The following is a 13,397-nucleotide window of genomic DNA, read 5'->3' as shown; positions in this document are numbered from 1 at the left end:
CGCGGCGATGCACATATTGGTCGATGCCGACGCCTGCCCGGTGAAGGAGGAAATCTACAAGGTCGCCTTCCGCCATGGTGTGCCCGTGACGATCGTCAGCAACAGCCCGATCCGCATTCCCGCGCATGACCTGATCGACCGCGTGGTGGTGAGCGACGGGTTCGACGCCGCCGACGACTGGATCGCCGAACGCGCCGGTGCGGATACGCTGTGCATCACCGCCGACATCCTGCTCGCCGACCGTTGCCTCAAGGCCGGGGCCGGGGTGATCGCGCCCAATGGCAAGCCCTTCACCAGCGCCTCGATCGGCAGCGCGATCGCGGTGCGGGCGATCATGGCGGACCTGCGCGCCGGCGCGGTCGGCGATCCGGTCGGCGGCCCACTGCCTTTCTCCAAGGCCGATCGATCCCGCTTCCTGTCCGCGCTGGATGAGGCGATCGTGCGGATGAAGCGGGGGCGGTAATGGGCGATTATGACGCGATAATCCTGGGCGCGGGCGCGGCAGGCATGATGTGCGCCGCGACCGCCGGCCAGCGCGGCCGCCGGGTGCTGCTGGTCGATCATGCCGACGCGCCGGGCAAGAAGATCCTGATTTCGGGTGGTGGGCGCTGCAATTTCACCAATATCCATACCGCTGCCGATCGCTATCTGTCGGCCAATCCGCATTTCGCCAAGTCGGCACTAGGCCGTTATACGCCGCAGGATTTCCTCACCCTGATCGGCCGCTATGGCATTGCCTGGCATGAAAAGACGCTGGGGCAGCTCTTCTGCGATGGATCGGCGAAACAGATTGTCGCCATGCTGGAAGAAGAATGCATGGCCGGCAACGTGACCATGGCGCTCGGCCAGCCGGTGACGGATGTCGCCCATGGCGATGGCCTGTTCCGCGTCAAATTCGGCGATCGCATCGTGTCCGCGCCGTCTCTGGTGCTGGCGACCGGTGGTCCCTCCATCCCGAAATTGGGCGCGACCGGCTTCGCCTATGAGGTTGCGCGCCAGTTCGATCTCAAGGTTGTGCAGCCCCGGCCGGCGCTCGTGCCCTTCACTCTTGGGCCGGATGATGCGCTGTTCCAGTCGCTCTCCGGCGTATCGGCCGAGGTCGAGGTGCGCTGGAACAAGACCCGGTTCCGTGAGGCGGCGCTCTTCACCCATCGCGGCCTCTCCGGTCCGGCGATGCTGCAGATTTCCTCCTACTGGGAGCATCGCACGCCGATCCACGTCAATTTCCTGCCCGATCTTGGCGTGGACTGGTTGCTGAACGAGAAACGCAATCGCCCGCGCACGGGTTTGCGGCGTGTGCTGGTCGAGCGCTTCCCCGAGCGGATGGCTGACGCCCTGCTCGAACGGATCGGCACGCAGGGTGACCTTGGCAACCTGCCAGACAAGACCCTGCGCCAGATCGGCGAGCGGCTGGCGGGCTGGACCTTCATCCCCTCCGGCACCGAAGGCTATGCCAAGGCGGAAGTCACGGTCGGGGGCATCGCCACCGCCGGCCTGTCGTCGCGGACGATGGAAGCCGCCAAGGTGCCGGGCCTCTACGCCATTGGCGAGGCGGTCGATGTCACCGGCTGGCTGGGCGGCTATAATTTCCAATGGGCTTGGGCCAGTGGCTGGGCAGCCGGGCAGGCGCTCTAGGCCCGCCCCACCGTCTGGGCCTGAGCGGCTACAATGCTGGCCTGAAGATGCTGGCGACGAAAGGGCTTGGAAAGCCGCGGAATATCCGGTGCGATCAGGTCGACGCCTTCATAGCCGGATATGATGAGCAACGCGATCTCGGGATGGTCGACGCGCAGCCGCAGCGCCAGTTCGGCGCCGGTCATGCCGGGCATGATATGGTCGGTGACGACGATGTCGGGCCGGAAATCGGCGGCGATCATGCTGAGCCCCAGTTCGGCATTGTCGATGTCGACCACGTCATAACCAAGGTCGGTCAGCATTTCCCGCGTGCCATGGCGGACCAGGGCATTGTCGTCGATCAGCAGCACCTTGCCCTGCGTTGCTGCGATCTCGCCGCCATCGCCATCCGCGACCACTGCCACCGGCTTCTGCTTCTCGATCGGCAGCCAGAGTTGGACTTCCGTGCCCTGGCCCACTTCGCTGACGATTTCGAGCGCACCGCCCAATTGGCCGGCCAGACCATGGGCCATCGACAGGCCAAGGCCGGTGCCATGGCCGACCGGCTTGGTCGTGAAGAAGGGCTCGGTTGCAGACGCCTTGACCGCCGGGGTCATGCCGATGCCGGTGTCGGTGATGCGCAGGCAGACAAATTGACCGGGGATCAGCGGCACGGGAAGGCGGCTCTTGCACCGCTCAGCGGAGATGATGACCTGGCCGCCGTTCGGCATGGCGTCACGAGCGTTGACCACCAGGTTGAGGATGGCCAGTTCCAGCTGATGTCGGTCGGCGCGCACAGGCGGCACGTCCGGTGCCGCATCGATGTGGAGCATGATTTGCGGGCCGACCGTGCTGACCAGCAAGGTCTGCATATTCTCGAGCGTCTCGGAAAGGTTGACCGACGTCGGTTGCAACGGCTGACGGCGACCGAAGGCCAGCAGGCGCTTGACAAGCGTCTGTGCGGTTTCCGCCGCCTGCATCGCGATATTGGCGGTGCGGGCTATGGCTTCGGCCGATCGGCCGCCGGCGATGATCTGGTCCAGTCCGCCGATGATCGGCGTCAGTAGATTGTTGAAGTCATGCGCGACATGTCCTGTCAACTGGCCCAGTACATCCATCTTCTGGATCTGCCGCAATTTGTCCTGCGCGCTTTCCAATTCACTCGTGCGCTCGCGCACACGCTGGTCCAGATGATCGTTCAGGGATTCAAGCGCGCCGAACAATCGGCCATTCTCCAACGCGGTGGATGCCGCCCGAGCTAGAGCTTCCAGCAGCGAAATTTCATTGTCGGTCGGCATGGCCGGTTCTGACCAATAGGCGCCGACGGCGGCGATCGGATCGAGCCGGCCGATCGGTACCATGATCATGCTGCGAACGAAGGTCTGGCTATAGGCATCGACCGGCACCCGAACGTCGTCGAATATGTCGGCAATGACCGCGGTTTCCTGGTTGAGCATCGCCCAGCCGGACACGCAGGTTTCGGCGGGAAAGCGTTGGCCAGCCCATAATGGCGCCTTGGCGTCCTCGGCGATATAATGGCATTTGTCGCCATCGCGCAGCACGACCGCAATACCGTCCGCGCCCACTGCGCGGCGGGCAAAGGCGCGCAGCACGCTAACCACCGCATCCAGGGATCGCGCACCAGCAAGGGCTTCCATGGCCTCGGCCGCTATGGTCCAGCGTGCCGCCAGCGCCCTCTGTGTGGAATGGTCTTCCCGGCCATATGCTCCATTCATCGTGTGACCTCTGAAGTGGAAGGGAATCACACTATATCATTGATGATATGGGCAGGGGAAACAGAGATTTGTCAGTGGCTTAGGGTTTGGGGTGATTGCATAATATACGCAATTTCCTGGCACTGTCCCGAAGGCAAGAGGCTAGGAAATTCTTGTCGTCACAATGGCTTTCATTGCTGCTGCGGTTCGCTTTCCTGGGGCTGGGTCGGCGTGATCCGCGGTGGGGGCGTGCCTTGTGGCGGCATGGGTAAAGGCTGGTCGGATGGAATGCGAATCTGGTTACCGTCGATCGTCACGGTCATTCCGCCTTGATCGACGCCTACGCCGACATTGCCGATACCGGTTTCCACGCTGACATTGGCGATGGCGTTGACCAGATCGGGATCCTGTTCTTCCTCGGGCACCTTCTCGACCGGCTCGTTGATGGCGCCAGCCATGAAATTGCGCCAAATACGTGCCGGCACGCCGCCACCGGCCGCGCCGCCGGGCAGCGGGGCATTGTCATCATTGCCGATCCACACCGCCGTCACCAGGCCGCCGGCATAGCCGACGAAGATGGCGTCGCGACTATCCTGCGTCGTGCCGGTCTTGCCGAAGGTGCTGGTACGCAACGCTGCAGCGCTGCCCGTGCCGCGATTGGCGGCGGAGGACAGGAGGTCGCGGATCATTTCGAGCTGGTCGTCGCTGAAATGGCGCTGACGCTTCATCAGCCGGTCGAACCAACCCTGCTCCTCGGGTGGCAGACCATGGGCGAGCACTGGATAGGCGCCGGCCGCCACCGAAGCATAGGCTTCGGCCAGCTCCACCAGCGGAATTTCCGATGTGCCGAGCGCAAGGCTCAGATCCTCGGTCAGCGGCGCGGTAACGCCCAGGTCACGGGCAACCTTGATGACATTGTCGACCCCGACCTTCTGGGTCAGGCGCACCGCTGCCACATTGCTCGACGCGGCAAAGGCCTGGCGGAGCGTGATGCGACCACGATATTTGCCGCCATGATTGGCCGGGCGATAGGTGCCGGTGGTGATCGGCGTATCCTCGATCATGTCGTCCGGCGTCATACCAGCACGGAAGGCGGCGAGATAGACGAACAGTTTGAAGGTGGAGCCGGGCTGGCGCTTCGCCTGCACGGCGCGGTTGAAGCTGCTCTTCTCGTAATTCTTGCCGCCGATCATGGCGACGACGCTGCCGTCGGGCTTCATGGCAACCAAGGCCACCTGTGCCCCGCCCAGCGGCGCGCGGCGGATCGCGGCTTCGGCGAGGCGCTGGATGCGCCAGTCGAGGGTCGTCTTCACCTCCTGCGCGCCATAGACAGCGCCGGCGCGGTCGCGCGCTTCCGGCAGCACCCAATCGGCAAAATAGGTGCCGCTGGTGGCATCCGGGGACTCGCGAACATCAAGCCGGGCCGGAGCGAGCTGATCGCGCTGGGCCTTGCTGATATAGCCGGCCTCGACCATCGCCTGCGTCACCAGGTCGGCGCGGGCGCGGGCGCCCTTCAGGTTGCTGGTTGGCGCGAGGCGCGATGGCGCCTTCAGCAGGCCTGCCAGCATCGCCGCCTGAGGAATGGTCAGCCGTTCGGGCTGCCGATCGAAATAATGGAGCGACGCGGCACGCAGGCCATAGACATTGTCGCCGAAATAGACGTTCGAGAGGTAGCGTTCGAGGATCTGGTCTTTGGTCAGCCAGGCCTCCAGCCAGAAGGCGATCAGCGCTTCCCGCGCCTTGCGGCCCATCGTCCGATCGCTCGACAGGAACACGCCCTTGGCCAACTGCTGGGTGATGGTGCTGCCACCCTGCGACGATCCGTCTGACCAGACATTGTGCCACATGGCGCGGGCGATGCCGCGCGGATCGACACCCCAATGGCTATAGAAGCGGCGATCCTCGATCGCCATGAAGGCCTGGGGCACATGGGCGGGCAGCTTCGCTATCTCGACCGGCTTGTCGATGATCGCCCCGCGCCGGGCGACGAGATGGCCGTCGGCCGACATCAGGCTGATGCTGGGTGGCGCAATGGGTTGCAGCGAGCGGGACATGGGGGCCGTCACTGCCAGCCAGGCGATGATCAGCATCAGCACGGCCAGCCCCGCCGCCACGATCCAGCCGAAAATCTGCAGCCGCCGCTTCCATGGGGTGGGCGGGGCAAAGGCGCTGGGCGGGCCGGCGCCGAACGGGCGCGCTTCGTCAGCAGCCGGGGCAGGCGTGCCGGTAGGGGCGGGGTTGGGCATTTCGGTCATCGGCACGGCCATGCTGTATTATGTTGTTGATACGGTCAAGTCTGTCCCGCGACGGGACATCCCGGATTTTACGAAATTTGCCATGGAACTAATGGTAAATATCGCGTTAACCAATCCTTATGAGAAATCGAGTCCTCGTCCTCACCAACGAAGCCGCCCGGCACCCCTTTCGGCAGCGGCTGCCCCGTCATATCTTCCAGCTGACGGACGACGCGTCGTCGCAGGCGCGCCGCCGCCGCGATGTCGCGGTGTCCGACGATAATGACTGGAAGCTGTTCGTACTGAGCTTCTCGGCCTTCTTCACGGCCTTCTACAGCTTCATTTTCTAACGCTCGCCGCTGCAGGCAGGGCCGTCACAGGCCTTGTGCAGCCGCCAGGCCAGCCAGGCGCAGGGCAGGCACATCGCCGCCACCAGCAGCAACTGATAGACCACTTCCAGCCCGGCCAGGGTCAGGCCGATCGCGATCAGCGATCCGACCACCATGGCGCCGGAATTGACGATATTGTTGGCCGCCACGGTGCGCGCCGCCTCGCACTTTTCGACCGTGGTCGTGAGGAAGGCATAGAGCGGCACCACGAACATGCCGCCAAAGGTCGCAACGCCCAGCAGGCAGAGCGACAGCGGGATCGCCAGAGGATGGGCAAGGAAACCGGCGAGCGGCAGCATCTGGCCACCCGGTGCCGGCGTCCACAGGTCGCACACCACATGGAAAGCGATGATGCAGCAGCCCATGCCGATCACCGACGCGGGCGCATATTTGGCCGAGACATGGCCGGCGAGCAGCCGGTTGATCGCGATCGATCCGATGGCGATGCCGATCGAGAAGATCGCCAGGAACAGGCTGGCGACCGATTTGTCGGCGGTCAGGACATTCTTGACCAGCGGCGGGAACTGGATGAACAGCACCGATCCCACCGCCCAGAAGAAGCTGATCGACATGATCGCCAGATAGAGGCGCGGTATGTGCATGGTGCCCCGCACCAGCGCGACCGAGGACCGGATGACGTGGAAGTCGATCGGCTGCTTGGCGAGCAGCGACGGGGCGGGCGGCACGGCGCGGCTGGCGAAATAGCCGATGCAGGCGGTCACCACCACGCCGACGGCCGCGGCCTCGATCGGGATGATGCCGGCCAGGATCGTGCCGGCCAGAATCGCGATATAGGTGCCGGCCTCGACCAGGCCGGTGCCGCCCAGCACTTCGTCATCATGCAGATGCTGGGGCAGGATCGCATATTTGATCGGGCCGAAGAAGGTCGAATGGATGCCCATGGCGAACAGGGCGGCGAGCAGGAGCGGGATGGCCAGGATATGGACCGCAATGCCGCTCCAGATCAGCGCCAGGCCGGTTGCACCGACCGTCATGATGATGATCTCGGCTGCCTTCACCCAGCGAATGATGACTGCCTTGTCGCGCTGATCGGCCAATTGGCCGGACAAGGCGGATAGCAGGAAGAAGGGTATGATGAAGATACCCGTGGCCAGCGCGCTGAACCAGGTTTCGGACCGCTCGTCATTATAGACCTGATACACCACGAACAGCACCATGGCGTTCTTGAACAGGTTATCGTTGAAGGCGCCGAGAAGCTGGGTGATGAAAAGCGGCAGAAAACGTCGCTTGTTGAGGAGCCTGAGTGAGGCTTGCATAAGTGCGTTTGGCTTTTCGCTGTGGACGACCGGTGGGCGGTCTAGCCGCTGCAGGCGGGCCTGTCCATTTTCCTGTTCACTTGTCGCTGCCTCCGCTTGTGCCCGGTGCGCGACTGTGGCAGGTCGCCGACATGCTGACGCTTCCCAATTTGCTGACGCTTTCGCGCATCATCACCGTGCCCTTGCTGGTGGCCCTGTTGTGGCCCGGCGAAATGGGCGCACGCTGGACCACTGGCTATGGCCTGGCCTTCGGCCTCTATTGCCTGATGGGCATCACCGATTATTTCGACGGCTACCTGGCCCGTGCCCAGGGCGCGGTGTCGAAGCTGGGCGTGTTCCTTGATCCGATCGCGGACAAGATCATGGTTGGCGCGGTCATCCTGATGTTGGCCGCGACGCGCGACATTGCCGGCATCCATATCGCGGCCGCGATGATCATCCTGCTGCGCGAGATCGCCGTGTCGGGGCTGCGGGAATTTCTGGCGGGTCTGCAGGTGTCCGTCCCGGTGTCGCGTCTGGCCAAGTGGAAGACGACCTTCCAGTTGATCGCGTTGGGCGCCTTGATCCTGGCCGGTGCCGTACCGCAATTCCCCTTCGTGCAGAGCGTCGGCATTCTGACCCTGTGGGCCGCCGCGATCCTGACGCTGATTACCGGCTGGGATTATCTGCGCGTCGGCATCAAGCATATGGACTGACCGGCATGGCCGCTGTGACCCTCGTCTATTTTGCCTGGGTGCGCGAAGCCATTGGCCGCGATGAGGAGCGCGTCGACCTCGTGTCGCCGGATGAGACCATAGGCGAACTGGTAACGCGACTGGCGGCGCGGGGTGGCGGCTATGCCGAGGCGCTGGCCGATCCCGATCGGTTGCGCGCGGCGCTGGACCAGCAATTTGTCGGTTTCGATCAGGCGATCGGCACGGCGCGGGAACTGGCGTTGTTTCCCCCGGTTACGGGTGGATGAAACGGATTGCCATCCAGACGGATGATTTCGATATTTCGGCCGAGCTTGCCGCGCTGGAAGCGCTGGGCGGCGGTGGCGTGGCCAGCTTCACCGGGATCGTGCGCGGCGAGGATGGGTTGGTGGCGCTGGAGTTGGAACATTATCCGGCGATGACGCAGATTCAGGTCGAACGGATCGCCCAAGAAGCGATGGCGCGTTGGCCCTTGATTGGTCTGTCGATCATCCATCGCCATGGCCGGCTAATACCAGGCGAGCGGATCGTTTTCGTCGGCACGGCATCGCGGCATCGCGGGGCGGCGCTGGAAAGTTGCGCCTTCCTGATCGACTGGCTGAAATCGCGCGCGCCCTTTTGGAAGAAGGCGCATTATGCCGATGGCGCAGGCAACTGGGTCGCGTCCCGCGCCGAGGACGAGGCCAAGGCGCAGGACTGGGATCGCTGATCGCTCAGGCGGCGTTGGCGCGGATCGCGGGATGCTCCGCCGCGTCGCGCAATATCTCTGAAAGCAGATGGAATTCCTTCTCGCGCGGGCTGTTCTTGCGCCAGACCAGCGCGATGTCGCGCCAGGCATGATCGGACTGCAATGGGCGGGCGGTGATATTGGTATGCTCCAATATGCCGCCGTTCAGCGCCATTTCCGGCAGCATGGTGACGCCCAGCCCATTGTCGACCATCTGGATCAGCGTGTGGAGCGAGGTGCCCATCATCGTCGCGCTGGCGCGCAGGTCGGGGCGATTGCAGGCGGCCAGCGCATGGTCCTTCAGGCAATGTCCGTCTTCCAGCAACAGCAGCTTATTCTCGTCGATCATCTCCGGCTTGATCCATTCGGGCGGATTGGTCGGATCGTCACGAGGAAACGCGACATAGAGCGGATCCTGGAACAGGATTTCGCTGTCCAGCTCGCCGGTCGGATAGGGCAGGGCCATCAGCACGCAATCGACATTGCCATGGCGCAGCGAATCGATCGCGGCCTGGGTGGTTTCCTCGCGCAGGTAGAGCTTCAGTTCTGGCCGATCCGCACGCAGGCGGGGCAACAGGCGCGGAAGCAGGAAGGGCGCGATCGTCGGGATGACGCTCATCCGCAGTTCGCCGGTCAGCGGCTTGCCGGACGCTTCGGCGATCGACGCCAGTTCCTCGGCTTCTCGCAGCACGCGATGCGCCTTTTCCACGATCCGGTCGCCCAGCGCCGTGAAGCGCACCACGCGCCGCGTCCGCTCGACCAACGTGACGCCGATCAGCGATTCCAGTTCGCGGATGCCGGCCGACAGCGTCGACTGGGTGACGTAGCAACTGTCGGCGGCCTTGCCGAAATGCCCATGTTCCTTCAGCGCAACCAGATATTGCAGCTGTTTGAGCGTGGGCATGTAGTTCGACATTTATCGGATTCCTGAATTAGAAATCCGAATATAAGCGAATTATCCGATATAACCAAGATATTTGGCGATGCCGAAGGCCGATGTCAGGCTCAGGATGATGCCGACGGCCACGAACAGCACTTTAGGCGCGACATGGCGGGCCAGCATGGCGCCGAAGGGGGCGGCCACCACGCCACCGATCAGCAGGCCGATCGTGTAGGTGGTGAAACTTTCCCAGCCCAGGTGGAACAGGAAGGTCAGGCTGATCGACAGGGTCAGGATGAATTCGACGCTGTTGACGGTGCCGATGGTGTGGCGCGGGCTCGATCCCTGGATCAGCAGGTTGGACGTCACAACCGGTCCCCAGCCGCCGCCGCCAGACGCATCCATGAAGCCGCCTACCAGGCCGAGCGGTGCCACCCATTTGGGGCTCTTGCTGTGCGGCGGGAAATGGAAGCCGCGCCAGATCAGGTAAATGCCGATCGCCGCCAGATAGAATTGGACGAACGGCTTGATGATCGCGCCGTCAATATTGGAAAGGAGATAGGCGCCGGCCACGCCGCCGATCACACCGGGAATGACCAGGCGGGCAAACAGGCTCCAGTCGACATTGCGATGCAGGATATGGCTGATCGCCGACACGCCGGTGGTGAAGGTTTCGGCGGCGTGGACGCTGGCGGAGGCGCGGCTGGGAGGCACGCCCATGGCGAGCAGCAGGGTGCTGGAAATGACGCCATAGGCCATGCCGAGTGCGCCATCGATGATTTGCGCGCCAAAGCCGATCAGGATGAAGGGGAGTATTTCGCCGAAATTGGCGACGAGAGTATCGATCATCCGTTAGCCCTTGTTCGAATTGTCTACCGCAATGATTGGTATATCTCGGCGGGCCAAGCAAGTTTCTGTTTTGCGCCCGGAAGACGAAATAGCACCCGCTCTGGAAAAATTGCCGTCTTATCGCTATGTTTGCTGGCGACAGGATAAAGGGACATGCTGATCGAGCCTGTCCGTTCAGGGACGTTTTGATGCTGGCTAATCTCATTGCCTATCTGGATTCGGTCAAGTCACGCGATCCGGCGCCACGATCGCGGGCGGAAATCCTGCTCTATCCCGGCGTCTGGTCGCTGGCCTTCCACCGTCTGGCGCATCGCCTCTATCGGGCGCGGCTTTATTTCCTGGCGCGGGCGGTCAATCACCTGTCTCGTTTCCTGACCGGCAATGACATCCATCCAGGCGCCAAGATCGGCAAGCGCTTCTTCATCGACCATGGTTTCACCGTGATCGGCGAGACGGCGGAAATCGGCGACGACGTTACCCTTTATCAGAATGTCACGCTGGGCGGCACGGACCCCGCCAATGGCATCGCTGGCAAGCGCCATCCGACGCTGGAAAATGGCGTGATCGTGGGGTCGGGCGCGCAGGTTCTGGGGCCGGTGCGCGTCGGTGCCCGTGCCCGTGTCGGCGCCAATGCCGTCGTCACCAAGGATGTGGCGGAAGCGGCCACCATGGTCGGCATTCCCGCGCGTGCGATGCTGGTCGATGTCACCGCCTATCAACGCGACTTCCTGCCTTATGGCACACCCTGCTCGGACTGCTTCGATCCGGAAAAGCAGAAGCTGGAATTGCTGCAGTGCGAAGTGGAGCAGTTGCAGAAGCGCCTGGCCGAGTTGCTGGCGCAGAAGCAGGCGCCCGAACTGCCTGGGGACGACGTCGCCCTGTTCAAGGAGCGTGGCCGGGCCTGATGTCCAATGTGACGCCGTTCCCAGCACCCAACGGCCAGCAACAGGGGCAGGTCGGGTTTGACCGGTTGGAACTGCAGCGGATCATGGATCTGTACGGGCGCATGGTGGCCGCCGGTCACTGGCGCGATTATGCCATGGATATGGGGCGCGAGGCGGCGATTTTCTCCGCTTTCCGGCGTTCTGCGGAGCGTCCTGAATATCGGATCGAGAAACGGCCGGCGTTGCGTAACCGCCAGGGCATGTGGGCGCTGGTGGGCGAAGCGGGTCATGTGCTCAAGCGCGGGCAGGAGTTGCAGGGCATATTGGCGCCCGTCGAACGCAAATTGATGCGCATCATCGAGGATTGATCCGCCGATCCGGTTAATTGCGCCCGCCCTCTTCGGCAGTTCGGCGCATTTTCCATTCGGCCTGCGTCCACATGTGCTGGCGCAGCGCCAAGCTGCGTTGCAACAGCTTCCTGACCCGGCTTATGCTGCATCGCGTCAACAGGTGGCTGGTTCCACAGACGCGGCGATTGGCCAAGGGCTGGGGCTTCGATTTTTGTCAGGGCGAGATGTAAGTATCCGGCTTTTCCGGAGCGCTTTGTCGTGCCTTGTCTGGATGGAAGGTCCGGTCCGGAAGGATTGCCGAACGGCTATGCAAATTGGACAAGGAGTATTGTCATGCGGATCGTGATGACCGGATCGGGTTATGTTGGTCTGGTATCGGGCGCTTGCCTCGCGGATTTCGGACACGAAATCATCTGCGTCGACAAGGATGAGCGCAAGATCGCCAAATTGCGCGAAGGTGGCGTGCCGATCTATGAGCCAGGACTTGGTGATCTGATCGCGCGTAACGTTAAGGCCGGCCGGTTGAGCTTCACCACCGATCTGGCTGCTTCGGTGGCGGATGCGGATGTGGTCTTCATTGCGGTGGGTACGCCGGCGCGTCGCGGTGATGGTCATGCCGATCTCAGCTATGTCTATGATGCCGCGCGTGAGATCGCTGGGGCGCTCAAGGGTTTTACCGTTGTGGTTACGAAGTCGACGGTGCCGGTCGGCACTGGCGACGAGGTCGAGCGGATCATTCGCGAAACCAATCCCGACGCCCAGTTCGCAGTGGCCTCCAACCCGGAATTCCTGCGTGAAGGCGCCGCGATCGAGGATTTCAAGCGCCCGGATCGCATCGTCGTCGGTATTGAGGACGAGCGCGCACGTCCGGTTATGGACGAGGTGTATCGCCCCCTTTATCTCAATCAGGCGCCACTGCTGTTCACCGGTCGTCGCACCAGCGAACTGATCAAATATGCCGCCAACGCCTTCCTGGCAATGAAGATCACCTATATTAACGAGATGGCCGAACTGTGCGAGCGGGTCGGTGCGGATGTGCAGCAGGTGGCACGCGGCATCGGACTTGATAACCGAATTGGTTCAAAATTCCTGCATGCCGGTCCCGGCTATGGTGGCTCCTGCTTCCCCAAGGATACGCTGGCTCTGGTGAAGACGGCAGAGGATGCCGGCGCGCCTATCCGCCTGATCGAGACGACGGTCGCAATCAACGAAAGTCGCAAGCGGGCGATGGCGCGTAAGGTGATCGGCGTGTGCAATGGTTCGGTGCGCGGCAAGACGATCGCCGTGCTGGGCCTGACCTTCAAGCCCAATACCGACGACATGCGCGATGCGCCGTCGCTGTCGATCATCCAGGCGCTGCAGGATGGCGGGGCGCAAATCCGTGCCTTCGATCCCGAAGGGATCGAGACGGCCCAGCCGCTGCTGCAGAATGTGGAATTTTTCCATGATCCCTATGCGGCGGCACAGGGGGCATCGGCCGTCGTTCTGGTCACCGAATGGGATGCGCTGCGCGCGCTCGACCTGCCGCGCCTGCGCGGCGTGATGGCCGGCAATGGTCTGGTTGACCTGCGTAACATCTATCGGCCAGAAGTCGCTGAAGCGGCAGGATTTATCTATGACAGCGTTGGTCGCGGTCTGGCGCCGGAGCCTGAAATTCTGGTTGAAGCCGCCGAGTAAAAGTTCCTCGCCTCGTCGCAAAAATGGCTGATTTGCGACGAGGCGAGGTTGCCTGGAAGCAATTGTTAACCCTCCTAGCGGACCCTTTAGGGACACCAAAACGGGGGTT

At 62.9% G+C, this 13,397-nt stretch carries 14 protein-coding genes; 9 read left to right on the top strand and 5 right to left on the bottom strand.

The genetic code is table 11. From position 1 onward, the window contains the following. Positions 1-7 precede the first annotated feature (7 nt). Both GGQ90_RS05875 and GGQ90_RS05870 read left to right on the top strand, forming a co-directional pair. Entirely contained in the window at positions 8-463 is a 456-nt protein-coding gene (locus GGQ90_RS05875; RefSeq protein ID WP_188081271.1) for a YaiI/YqxD family protein, read from the top strand. Further along, the gene (locus GGQ90_RS05870) at positions 463-1,635 is read left to right on the top strand and encodes a BaiN/RdsA family NAD(P)/FAD-dependent oxidoreductase (RefSeq protein WP_188081270.1); all 1,173 of its coding nucleotides are present in this window, start codon (positions 463-465) and stop codon (positions 1,633-1,635) included. Before GGQ90_RS05875 ends, GGQ90_RS05870 begins: the two co-directional genes overlap by 1 nt. On the opposite strand, the gene GGQ90_RS05865 is transcribed toward GGQ90_RS05870, so the two are convergent. Both GGQ90_RS05865 and GGQ90_RS05860 read right to left on the bottom strand, forming a co-directional pair. After that, positions 1,632-3,350: an ATP-binding protein gene (locus tag GGQ90_RS05865; RefSeq protein WP_188081269.1), complete on the bottom strand. Its 1,719-nt coding sequence runs from the start codon at positions 3,348-3,350 to the stop codon at positions 1,632-1,634. The genes GGQ90_RS05870 and GGQ90_RS05865 overlap by 4 nt on opposite strands. Before the next feature lie 170 nt (positions 3,351-3,520). Beyond that, positions 3,521-5,596, bottom strand: a complete 2,076-nt coding sequence (locus GGQ90_RS05860) for a transglycosylase domain-containing protein (protein ID WP_188081268.1) — start codon at positions 5,594-5,596, stop codon at positions 3,521-3,523. Between the two features lie 107 nt (positions 5,597-5,703). Between GGQ90_RS05860 and GGQ90_RS05855 the strand changes: the two genes are divergently transcribed. Continuing rightward, on the top strand, positions 5,704-5,913 hold the full coding sequence (locus GGQ90_RS05855) for a hypothetical protein (RefSeq protein ID WP_004212393.1): 210 nt from the start codon (positions 5,704-5,706) through the stop codon (positions 5,911-5,913). On the opposite strand, the gene GGQ90_RS05850 is transcribed toward GGQ90_RS05855, so the two are convergent. After that, on the bottom strand, positions 5,910-7,229 hold the full coding sequence (locus GGQ90_RS05850; protein ID WP_188081267.1) for an MFS transporter: 1,320 nt from the start codon (positions 7,227-7,229) through the stop codon (positions 5,910-5,912). The genes GGQ90_RS05855 and GGQ90_RS05850 overlap by 4 nt on opposite strands. 131 nt (positions 7,230-7,360) lie before the next feature. On the opposite strand from GGQ90_RS05850, the gene pgsA reads away from it, so the two are divergent. Genes pgsA through GGQ90_RS05835 form a run of 3 tightly spaced genes read left to right on the top strand, consistent with a single transcriptional unit; the run spans position 7,361 to position 8,630 of the window. Further along, positions 7,361-7,924, top strand: coding sequence for a CDP-diacylglycerol--glycerol-3-phosphate 3-phosphatidyltransferase (pgsA, locus tag GGQ90_RS05845; protein WP_004212395.1), 564 nt, complete (start codon positions 7,361-7,363; stop codon positions 7,922-7,924). Between the two features lie 5 nt (positions 7,925-7,929). Continuing rightward, complete coding sequence (moaD, locus tag GGQ90_RS05840) at positions 7,930-8,190, top strand: molybdopterin converting factor subunit 1 (protein ID WP_188081266.1); 261 nt, start codon at positions 7,930-7,932, stop codon at positions 8,188-8,190. Continuing rightward, entirely contained in the window at positions 8,187-8,630 is a 444-nt protein-coding gene (locus tag GGQ90_RS05835) for a molybdenum cofactor biosynthesis protein MoaE (protein ID WP_188081265.1), read from the top strand. Before moaD ends, GGQ90_RS05835 begins: the two co-directional genes overlap by 4 nt. A 4-nt stretch (positions 8,631-8,634) precedes the next feature. Here GGQ90_RS05835 and GGQ90_RS05830 read toward each other — a convergent pair whose 3' ends face one another. Together GGQ90_RS05830 and GGQ90_RS05825 are read right to left on the bottom strand one after the other, a co-directional pair. Then, a complete protein-coding gene (locus GGQ90_RS05830; RefSeq protein WP_188081264.1) occupies positions 8,635-9,564 on the bottom strand; it encodes a hydrogen peroxide-inducible genes activator in 930 nt (309 codons plus the stop codon). Between the two features lie 39 nt (positions 9,565-9,603). After that, on the bottom strand, positions 9,604-10,377 hold the full coding sequence (locus tag GGQ90_RS05825; RefSeq protein WP_188081263.1) for a sulfite exporter TauE/SafE family protein: 774 nt from the start codon (positions 10,375-10,377) through the stop codon (positions 9,604-9,606). A gap of 188 nt (positions 10,378-10,565) precedes the next feature. On the opposite strand from GGQ90_RS05825, the gene epsC reads away from it, so the two are divergent. From epsC to GGQ90_RS05810, 3 genes are all read left to right on the top strand, one after another. Continuing rightward, a complete protein-coding gene (gene epsC, locus GGQ90_RS05820; protein ID WP_188081262.1) occupies positions 10,566-11,282 on the top strand; it encodes a serine O-acetyltransferase EpsC in 717 nt (238 codons plus the stop codon). Continuing rightward, the gene (locus GGQ90_RS05815; RefSeq protein WP_188081261.1) at positions 11,282-11,629 is read left to right on the top strand and encodes a DUF2794 domain-containing protein; all 348 of its coding nucleotides are present in this window, start codon (positions 11,282-11,284) and stop codon (positions 11,627-11,629) included. The genes epsC and GGQ90_RS05815 overlap by 1 nt, the downstream gene beginning before the upstream one ends. Positions 11,630-11,944: 315 nt before the next feature. Next, positions 11,945-13,288 (top strand): UDP-glucose dehydrogenase family protein, encoded by a 1,344-nt coding sequence (locus GGQ90_RS05810; RefSeq protein WP_188081260.1) that lies wholly within the window; start codon positions 11,945-11,947, stop codon positions 13,286-13,288. Positions 13,289-13,397 lie beyond the last annotated feature (109 nt).

The sequence above is a fragment of the Sphingobium scionense genome (assembly GCF_014197035.1).
GTDB classification, from domain to species: domain Bacteria; phylum Pseudomonadota; class Alphaproteobacteria; order Sphingomonadales; family Sphingomonadaceae; genus Sphingobium; species Sphingobium scionense.
This window is presented reverse-complemented; position numbering and strand designations above follow the sequence as displayed.

What these genes read in the sequence shown, in the direction of transcription:
- epsC (WP_188081262.1), top strand. Translation starts at nt 10,566, where the DNA reads ATGCTGGCTAATCTCATTGCCTATCTGGATTCGGTCAAGTCACGCGAT.
- moaD (WP_188081266.1), top strand. Translation starts at nt 7,930, where the DNA reads ATGGCCGCTGTGACCCTCGTCTATTTTGCCTGGGTGCGCGAAGCCATT.
- GGQ90_RS05865 (WP_188081269.1), bottom strand. Translation starts at nt 3,350, where the DNA reads ATGAATGGAGCATATGGCCGGGAAGACCATTCCACACAGAGGGCGCTG.
- GGQ90_RS05870 (WP_188081270.1), top strand. Translation starts at nt 463, where the DNA reads ATGGGCGATTATGACGCGATAATCCTGGGCGCGGGCGCGGCAGGCATG.
- GGQ90_RS05875 (WP_188081271.1), top strand. Translation starts at nt 8, where the DNA reads ATGCACATATTGGTCGATGCCGACGCCTGCCCGGTGAAGGAGGAAATC.
- pgsA (WP_004212395.1), top strand. Translation starts at nt 7,361, where the DNA reads ATGCTGACGCTTCCCAATTTGCTGACGCTTTCGCGCATCATCACCGTG.
- GGQ90_RS05855 (WP_004212393.1), top strand. Translation starts at nt 5,704, where the DNA reads ATGAGAAATCGAGTCCTCGTCCTCACCAACGAAGCCGCCCGGCACCCC.
- GGQ90_RS05850 (WP_188081267.1), bottom strand. Translation starts at nt 7,229, where the DNA reads ATGCAAGCCTCACTCAGGCTCCTCAACAAGCGACGTTTTCTGCCGCTT.
- GGQ90_RS05830 (WP_188081264.1), bottom strand. Translation starts at nt 9,564, where the DNA reads ATGTCGAACTACATGCCCACGCTCAAACAGCTGCAATATCTGGTTGCG.
- GGQ90_RS05835 (WP_188081265.1), top strand. Translation starts at nt 8,187, where the DNA reads ATGAAACGGATTGCCATCCAGACGGATGATTTCGATATTTCGGCCGAG.
- GGQ90_RS05810 (WP_188081260.1), top strand. Translation starts at nt 11,945, where the DNA reads ATGCGGATCGTGATGACCGGATCGGGTTATGTTGGTCTGGTATCGGGC.
- GGQ90_RS05860 (WP_188081268.1), bottom strand. Translation starts at nt 5,596, where the DNA reads ATGGCCGTGCCGATGACCGAAATGCCCAACCCCGCCCCTACCGGCACG.
- GGQ90_RS05815 (WP_188081261.1), top strand. Translation starts at nt 11,282, where the DNA reads ATGTCCAATGTGACGCCGTTCCCAGCACCCAACGGCCAGCAACAGGGG.
- GGQ90_RS05825 (WP_188081263.1), bottom strand. Translation starts at nt 10,377, where the DNA reads ATGATCGATACTCTCGTCGCCAATTTCGGCGAAATACTCCCCTTCATC.